Genomic DNA, 7,772 nt, shown 5'->3' with positions numbered 1-7,772 from the left:
GTCGGCCGCCTTGATCAGGCTCTCGCCGAACACCCGCGTGTAGGCCGGCGCGTTCGGCTTGGCCTTGGCCTGGACCCCTGAGACCACGTCGAACTTGACCACGCCGTGGTAGCGGTCGGCCGAGGCCTCGGCCGGCGCGTAGCCCTTGCCCTTCTGGGTGACGACGTGGAGCAGGATCGGGCCGTGCTCGGCGTCGCGGACGTTCTTGAGGACCGGCAGCAGGTGGTCGAGGTTGTGCCCGTCGACCGGGCCGACGTAGTGGAAGCCCATCTCCTCGAACATGGTGCCGCCGCCGACCACCAGCGAGCGGGCGTACTCCTCGGCCGCGGCCGCGCGCTGGTAGAGCGCCTTGGGCAGGAGCTTGCCGAGCTGCTTGGCGGTCTCGCGCAGGGACTGGTAGGCGCCGCCCGAGGCGAGGCGGGCGAGGTAGGCCGACATGGCGCCGACGGGGGGCGCGATCGACATGTCGTTGTCGTTGAGGATGACGATCAGGCGCGAGTGCAGGGCGCCGGCGTTGTTGAGGGCCTCGTAGGCCATGCCGGCCGACATCGAGCCGTCGCCGATGACCGCGATGGCGTTGCGGCGCTTGAGCGGGCGGTTCTTCGCCTTGGCGGCGGCGTTGTCGAGGTCGCGGGCGACCGCCATGCCCAGCGCGGCCGAGATCGAGGTCGAGGAGTGGGCGGCGCCGAAGGGGTCGTAGACGCTCTCGGAGCGCTTGGTGAAGCCGGACAGGCCGCCGCCCTGGCGCAGGGTCCGGATGCGGTCGCGGCGCTCGGTGAGGATCTTGTGCGGGTAGCACTGGTGTCCGACGTCCCAGACGATGCGGTCGTCGGGGGTGTCGAACACGTGGTGGAGCGCCACGGTCAGCTCGACCACGCCGAGCCCCGAGCCGAGATGGCCGCCGGTGATCGAGACCGCGTCGATCATCTCGGCGCGCACCGCGTCCGCCACCGCCTGCAGCTCCGACTCCGGAAGGCGCCGCAGCGCCGAAGGCGACGGAACGCGGTCGAGAAGTGCACTCTGCTCGGGGGTAATCGCCACGGCATCAACCTCTAACGGATGGGATCGGTTCGACCGCCGAGCCTCAGGACATGTCGAGCGGGGCGACGCCCTCGGGCCGCCCGTCGGAGCCCAGCGTGATCCGCTGGATCCGCGCCTCGGCCCGCTTCAGCAGCGCCTCGCAATGCTTCTTCAGCACCTCGCCGCGCTCGTAGATCGCCACCGACTCGTCGAGCGGCACGTCGCCGCGCTCGAGCCGGCGGACGATTTCCTCGAGCTGTTCCAGCGCCTTCTCGAAGGGCAGGTCGCCGGCGGCGGGGGCCACCTCGGGTCTGCTCGCACTCATCCCAGATACTTCCTTTGGGGGTGTTTGTACGGCGCGATCCCCGGTCGCCACAACCCTGGGGGCCAGTCCGCCGGCCAGGTCCGCACCGTTTTGGCCGGCCGCGGCGGCGTTTGCGCCACACTTCGCACCTGCGTTCGGTTCACGCCAGCGCGAGGGTGAACGGCGTGCCCTCGAAGGCGTCGGCGCCGCGCCCGATGCGGGCGATCGCCGCGATCATGCGGCCGTCGCGTTCGAGCATTCGGTCGGCGATCGCCACGAACAGGGCGTTGGGCGTCGCCGAGGGCGAGGCGGACCGCAGGGCGTCGGCGATCGCCGCCTCGTCGCGCTCAGGCGCCAGCGCGCAGGCCGCGATGTAGGCGGCCGCCGTCGAGCGGCTGATCCCGGCGTAGCAGTGGATCACCAGCGGCTTCTCCCGCGGCCAGGTCCGGACGAAGTCGAGAAGCCGGGCCACGTGTTCTTCAGCCGGCAAAACGTGTCCGTCCCGGGCCGCCGCGATGTCGCTGACCCAGATGATGGCGTGGTTCGCGGCGTCGATCACGGCCGGCCGCTCCAGCGGCGTGCCGACATTGATCAGCGTGAGCACGTGGCTCGCGCCCGTGGCGGCGACGGTCTCGGGCAGGCGCGAGAGCGGACAGACGTGGAGGGTCGGCATGGTGGGGCGCCAGTGACCTGCGATCGTGACGGATCGAGGGCGAAGATCCGTCAGGGCGGGGACAGGGCGGTGAAGCGCGCGAGGAATCGCGCCTCGGCCTCGGCGGTCGGCCACGGCCCGGCCAGGGCCGACACCGGCTCGGGCAGGTCGACCGAGGGGCCGAAATAGCGCTCGGCCTCCTCCGGCGCGAAGCCGGCGAGGCGCACCGCCTCGGCGTGGGCGGCGATCCGGTCGGCCCGCTTAACGAGCCGGGCGAGGGCGGGCGAGGGGGCGGCCAGCTCGAAGCGGCGGCGCACCGCCGCGAGCAGGCGCAGCTCGACGCCGCGATAGGCGTCGCCGATGGCGGCCTTGAGCGGCGAGATGATGTCCCCGACCACGTATTCCGGCGCGTCGTGCAGGAGCAGCTCGAGCCCGTCCCGGTCGGTGCAGCCGGGGGCGAGGTGGCGGCCCACCGCCTCGACCAGCAGGCTGTGCTGGGCCACCGAGAAGACGTGCGGCCCGCGGGTCTGGCCGTTCCAGCGCGCGACCCGGGCGAGGCCGTGGGCGATGTCGGCGATCTCGATGTCCCCCGGCGCCGGGTCGAGGAGGTCGAGGCGGCGGCCAGAGAGCATGCGCTGCCACGCGCGCGGCGGCGCGCTCACCAGGACCCGCCGAGCGCAGCGCAGGGCCCGTGCCGGTGGCAGCCGACGAGGTGATCGTTGACCATGCCCACCGCCTGCATGAACGCGTGCACGATGGTCGGCCCGCAGAAGGAGAAGCCCTCGGCCTTCAGGGCCTTCCCGATCGCCCGGGAGACCGGCGTCTCGGTGGCGATCTCCGCGCGGGTCCGGGCCGTGCCCTGGACCGGCCGGCCGTCGACGAAGTCCCACAGGAAGTGCGCGAAGCCGGGGCCGCGCTCCTCGATCCGCAGCCACGCCCGGGCGCCCGCGACGGTGCCCTGGATCTTGGCGCGGTTGCGGATGATGCGGGTGTCGGCCATCAGCCGCGCGACGTCCGCCTCGGTGAAGCGGGCGATCCGCTCGGGATCGAAAGCCGCGAAGGCGTCGCGGAACCCGTCCCGGCGGCGCAGGATGGTGATCCACGACAGGCCAGCCTGGAAGCCGTCGAGGATCAGCTTCTCGTAGAGAGCGCGGCCGTCATGCTCGGGCACGCCCCACTCGGTGTCGTGATAGGCGACGTAGAGCGGGTCGAGCCCGGCCCACCAGCAGCGTGGGCAGCCGTCGGGATGGGCGATGAGGCCGGTCTCGGACATACGGCGATGGTAACGAGAACAGGAGCGGAACGCCACCGTCGCGGCGGCGGCCGCACGGCCACCTCGACGGTCCTTTCCGCCGGGGCAAGACGAGCCGCGGTCACGCGGACCGATCCCGCGCGTCGCGATCCTACCCGGCCGCGCTCGCCGCCGCGTCCGGCATGGCGAAGGTCGCGCAGGCGGGGCGCGTCAGCGTCACGGGCTGGTCGCCCGCGCGCGGGGTCTCGCCGGAGGCGAGCGCGTCGCCCAGTCGGTCGAGGCGGACCGTGGCGAGGCCGCGGTTCCCCGCGGCGCTGCCCGTGGTGCCGAGCACCTTGCCGCCCGCGGTGATCTCGGTGCCGGGCGCGGGCGCGGCGTCCGCGTAGGCGGCCGCCAGGATGCGGGTTCGGGCCGTGCCGCGGTGCTGCATCCGCGAGACCACCTCCTGGCCGACGTAGCAGCCCTTGCGGAAGTCGACGCCGCCGAGCTGATCCATCAGCGCCTCGTGCGGGAAGGCGTCGCCGAAGGCGAAGTCGCGTCCGCCCTCGGGCACGCCGAGGGCGATCCGGTGCGCGTGGTAGTCGGCCTCGGTGGCGTCCGCCGAGAAGGCGCCCGCTTCGGCGTAGAGACGGGCGCCGAGATCGGCCGCGCGGGAATCGGCCAGCGCCTCCGCGGCGGGCGGGGCCGCGCCGGCCCAGGCCGCCGCGACCGCGACGGTCGGGTCGGCCGCGATGGTCGCCTGCGCGCGCAGGCGATAGAGCGTCAGGCGCTTGGCGAGGTCCGCGGCCCTGTCGGCCAGCACGTCGAACCGGAAGCCGTCGGGGATCCGCGAGACCAGGAAATCGAAGAGGATCTTGCCCTGCGGCGTGAGCAGGGCGCCGAGGCGCGCCTCGCCGGGCTGGAGCGTCTCGACGTTGCAGGTCAGGACGCCCTGGAGCAGCGTCGTGGCGTCCGGTCCGGTGACGGTGACTAGGGCGCGGTCCGGCAGCAGGGCGACGGGCATGGGTGGCGATTCCTCGGGGCGCGAACGGTCCGGCTGACCGGACCGCGGACCCGGGACGTAGTCGCTGACCGCCCGCGCCTCAACCGTCCGCGCTCACCTGCTCAATGCTGGAGCGTCGTGGTGAACGCGCCCCCGCGGATGCGCTCCGGGAATCCCTCCGCGTAACGGGCCGTGGCTTCTTCGCCGTACGTCGTCACGAGTTCCTGAAAAGCCGCGAACAGGGCGGCCTGGGCCATGCAGTCACCGTCGAGACCATCGAGGCAGCCTTCCGCGAACGCTTCCGAGACGTAACTCAGCGCGACGCGTTTCTCCTCGACATCGACCTCGATGGGGGCGGTGTGAGAGCTGTGCTGCATGGCCGGATACTTCCATTGCGCCGGACACGGGGCCCGGCGGACGCAATGGATGATAAGCAGGTCCCGGCGGCTCGGCCAGCCGAGAATTTCGGATCGGTTAACGCGAGCGCTCAAATCCGATGTTTCGCCGGCATCGCCGGTATGTGTGCTGTACCTGCATCACCCCCCGAAACGCCCGGCCAGAGCGTGCGACAGCCGGTCGCCCTCCGCGACGTACCGTGCGGCCGCCTCGTGGGCCGCGGGCGTGCAGACCCGGTAGGTCAGCGCGTAGCCGCGATAGCCGCGGTTGTAGGCGCCGGCCAGCCGGTCGCGGCGGGCCGGTGTCACGCCCTCGGAGTCGATCAGCGCCTTCATGCGGGCCGGCCAGTCGGCCGCGTCCGGGGCCGCGCAGAGGTTCCGCAGGAACGCCAGGGCCCCGATGATCTCGGACATGCGCAGCAGGTCGCGGTCGTAGGGCGCGGGCACGTCCGCGGGGGCGGGCGCCTCCTTGGACGGCTCCTTCGCGGCTTCCTTGGCGGGCGCGCCGCTCCGGCCGGAGCGCTGCTGCGCCAGCGCCGGCGCGGAGACCGGGCCTGCCAGGAGCGCCAGCAGGCACAGGAGGGTCGCGGGGCGCCTCACGCCGTCGGCTCCCCGCCCGGCATTCCCGCGCGATTCACGCGCCGATCCGCGCTCCCGTCCGTGGTTCCATCCATGCCCTGGGCCGCCACCCGCGCGAAGGCCTCGCGCAGGGTGTCGACCAAGCCGGGGGTGGTCGGAAGGGTCGCGACCTCCGCGAGCGTCGCCCACCGGGTGCCCAGGGCTTCGGGCCCGGCCACCGGCTCGCCGCCGCACCACAGGGCGGCGTGCGGGTGGACGACGTAGTGGTGGCGGGCCCGGCCGGCCTCGTCCCGGACGATGATCTCCGTGGGCGAGAGCACGCCGATCACCTCGGCGGGCAGGCCGACCTCCTCGGACAGTTCGCGCAGGGCCGCCTCGGCCAGGGACTCGCCCGCCTCCACGAGGCCGCCCGGCAGGGTCCAGACGCCGCGCATCGGCTCGTTGGCCCGCGCCGCCAGCAGGACCCGCTCGCCGCGGATCACCGCGATCGACGCGCCCACGAAGGGCCGGGCCGGGAACAGCCGGCTGTCGGGATCCGGCGCGCCCGCGGTCACGGCTTTCCCCCGTCCGGTGCCACGACGGCCACCCGGCCGTCGGCGAGGCCGACGAGCAGCCGCGCCGCCGCGCCCTCGCCGAGGACGACGATGCCGGTCTCCGCGGGGGCCGGCAGCGGCACGCGCGCCCGCTCGCGCAGGCCGCCCTTGGCCGCCACGAAGGCGATCTCCGGCCGGCCCGCCACCGGCAGGACGAGCTCGGGGCTGCCGCCGGCCGGAACGGTCACGGCGAGATCCGAATCGCCGTCGCCGGCCGCGTAGCCCGCGGCCTCGCCGGCGGGCTCGATCGCGTCGGGACGCAGCGTCCAGAGCTGGAGCCGGCCCTTGGCGCTGACCGTCGCGGCCTGGGTGGCGCCCGATCCGGAGAAATCCGCGATGCCGGCGATCTTGAGGGGTGGGCCCGGCTGGGCGGGCGTGCGGGCGGCGACGGCCCAGGCCGCGCCCGGATCGCCGGCGGGCCGGTCGATCAGCACGAGGCCACCGGCATCCGCGCCGGACAGCGTCGCCGCCAGCAGCGCCGGGCGGTCCCCGAGGCGCAGCAGGCGCGGCCGCAGCGGCGCGAACACGGCCTCGCCCCCCGCCGGCACTGTCACGGTGGCCACGGGGACGGGCTTCGGATCGGTGCTCACCGCCATCGGCTGGCGCTCGCGGATCGTCAGCACCGCGGCGGCCGCGCCGCCGTCGGGGGCGCGGGTGCGCCCGGTGAGATAGGCGCTCAGGGGGCCCGAGAGGGCCCGGCGCGAGCCCCGCAGGGCCCCGCGCGGCGTCTCGGCGGCGGTCAGCCCCTCGACCGCGTCCCGACCGATCGGCCGCACGGTGACGCCGCCCTCCGCGAGGGCGAGCACGGCGCCGCCGTCGTCGCCCCAGACCACGGCGATCGGCGCGCTCTCCTCGTCGCCGGTCTGCTGGCCACCGCCCTGCGCGCCGGCTTTTGCCCCTGCCATGCCGCCGGTGATCGGCAGGAGCCCGGAGGTCGCCACCGAGACCGCGGCCTCGCTGCGCGAGCCGCGCAGCGCCCGCACCTTGAAGGGCAGGTCGAGGATCCGGATTCCGGGCTCGGCCCGCGCCCCCGCGACGGGCGCGACGCACGCGAGGAGGCCCAGGACGAGCGAGACCCGCCCGCGGCGCGCCGCCGGGTGCCGGCGCGGTAACGCCGTGCGCGCGGAAGCGCCCCAGGAAGCGACCGATCTGGTCAAACGTGCTGGCCGCCGTTGATGTGGAGCTCGGCGCCGTTCACGTAGGAGGAGGCCTCGGTGCACAGGAAGTAGATCGCCTTGGCGACCTCGTCCGGCGTGCCGAGCCGGCGCTGCGGGATCTGCTCGACGAGCTTCTCGGTGCCGGGCGACAGGATCGACGTGTCGATCTCGCCCGGCGAGATCGCGTTCACCCGCACGCCGAGCGGCCCGAAATCGGCGGCCATCTCGCGGGTCAGGCCCGCCAGCGCCGCCTTGGAGGTGCCGTACGCCGCCCCCGCGAAGGGGTGGACGCGCGAGCCGGCGATCGACGTCACGTTGACGACCGAGCCCTTGGCCCGGGCCAGTTCCTCGCGCAGGCCCCGGGCCAGCAGGATCGTGGCGAAGAGGTTGACCTGGAAGACCCGCTGCCACGTGTCGAACTCGGTGGCCAGCGCGCCGAGGCGCTCGCCCTCCGGCCCCTTCGGCGAGATCCCGGCATTGTTGACCAGCGCGTGCAGCACCCCGCCCTCGGCGGCGAGCCGGCCCCGCACCTCCTCGACGGCGCGGACCGTGTCCTGCGCGTCGGCGAGGTCGACCTGCAGGTGGTCCTCGGGCCCCATCTCCCAGGGGCAGTTCTCCGGGAAGGCGTGGCGCGAGCAGGTGATCACGCGCCAGCCCGCGGCCGAGAAGCGCTTGACGGTGGCGTGGCCGATGCCCCGGCTCGCGCCCGTGAGCAGCATGATGCGCCGGCGTTCGTTGACGGGGAGGGCCAAAGCCGTAAGCCTCGCTGGCGTTCAGGGATCGCCGCCCGGTCGGGCGCGGTGCGTGCCGGTGAGCCCCAATGGTCTAGGCGCACGGG

General features: G+C 74.2%; 11 protein-coding genes. All 11 read right to left on the bottom strand.

All coding sequences use genetic code 11. The features are described from left to right. On the bottom strand, window positions 1–1,041 hold a 1,041-nt coding region (locus tag BMY19_RS20850; RefSeq protein WP_280141639.1), incomplete at its 3' end, for a 1-deoxy-D-xylulose-5-phosphate synthase N-terminal domain-containing protein. A gap of 43 nt (window positions 1,042–1,084) precedes the next feature. Next, window positions 1,085–1,345, bottom strand: a complete 261-nt coding sequence (locus BMY19_RS20845) for an exodeoxyribonuclease VII small subunit (protein WP_012320922.1) — start codon at window positions 1,343–1,345, stop codon at window positions 1,085–1,087. Window positions 1,346–1,484: 139 nt separating this feature from the next. Beyond that, on the bottom strand, window positions 1,485–1,997 hold the full coding sequence (locus BMY19_RS20840; protein WP_100252810.1) for a tyrosine phosphatase family protein: 513 nt from the start codon (window positions 1,995–1,997) through the stop codon (window positions 1,485–1,487). A 50-nt stretch (window positions 1,998–2,047) separates the two neighbouring features. Then, window positions 2,048–2,608 (bottom strand): HD domain-containing protein, encoded by a 561-nt coding sequence (locus BMY19_RS20835; protein ID WP_091979887.1) that lies wholly within the window; start codon window positions 2,606–2,608, stop codon window positions 2,048–2,050. A gap of 26 nt (window positions 2,609–2,634) precedes the next feature. Further along, window positions 2,635–3,249, bottom strand: coding sequence for a DNA-3-methyladenine glycosylase I (locus tag BMY19_RS20830; protein ID WP_100252809.1), 615 nt, complete (start codon window positions 3,247–3,249; stop codon window positions 2,635–2,637). 130 nt (window positions 3,250–3,379) lie between these two features. Continuing rightward, window positions 3,380–4,231: a CAF17-like 4Fe-4S cluster assembly/insertion protein YgfZ gene (locus BMY19_RS20825; protein WP_100252808.1), complete on the bottom strand. Its 852-nt coding sequence runs from the start codon at window positions 4,229–4,231 to the stop codon at window positions 3,380–3,382. Between the two features lie 101 nt (window positions 4,232–4,332). After that, entirely contained in the window at window positions 4,333–4,587 is a 255-nt protein-coding gene (locus BMY19_RS20820; RefSeq protein WP_012320917.1) for a hypothetical protein, read from the bottom strand. A gap of 159 nt (window positions 4,588–4,746) precedes the next feature. Further along, entirely contained in the window at window positions 4,747–5,205 is a 459-nt protein-coding gene (locus BMY19_RS20815; RefSeq protein ID WP_020093933.1) for a TIGR02301 family protein, read from the bottom strand. Continuing rightward, on the bottom strand, window positions 5,202–5,738 hold the full coding sequence (locus tag BMY19_RS20810; protein WP_100252807.1) for an NUDIX hydrolase: 537 nt from the start codon (window positions 5,736–5,738) through the stop codon (window positions 5,202–5,204). The genes BMY19_RS20815 and BMY19_RS20810 overlap by 4 nt, the downstream gene beginning before the upstream one ends. After that, window positions 5,735–6,934, bottom strand: a complete 1,200-nt coding sequence (locus tag BMY19_RS20805) for a hypothetical protein (protein ID WP_100252806.1) — start codon at window positions 6,932–6,934, stop codon at window positions 5,735–5,737. The genes BMY19_RS20810 and BMY19_RS20805 overlap by 4 nt, the downstream gene beginning before the upstream one ends. Further along, entirely contained in the window at window positions 6,931–7,653 is a 723-nt protein-coding gene (locus BMY19_RS20800; protein WP_041372745.1) for an SDR family NAD(P)-dependent oxidoreductase, read from the bottom strand. The genes BMY19_RS20805 and BMY19_RS20800 overlap by 4 nt, the downstream gene beginning before the upstream one ends. Window positions 7,654–7,772: the final 119 nt, after the last annotated feature.

Origin of the sequence: Methylobacterium sp. UNC300MFChir4.1 (genome assembly GCF_900110155.1) — a bacterium.
GTDB lineage: Bacteria > Pseudomonadota > Alphaproteobacteria > Rhizobiales > Beijerinckiaceae > Methylobacterium.
Note: the sequence above shows the minus strand (reverse complement) of the source record. Positions and strands in the feature narration are given on the sequence as shown.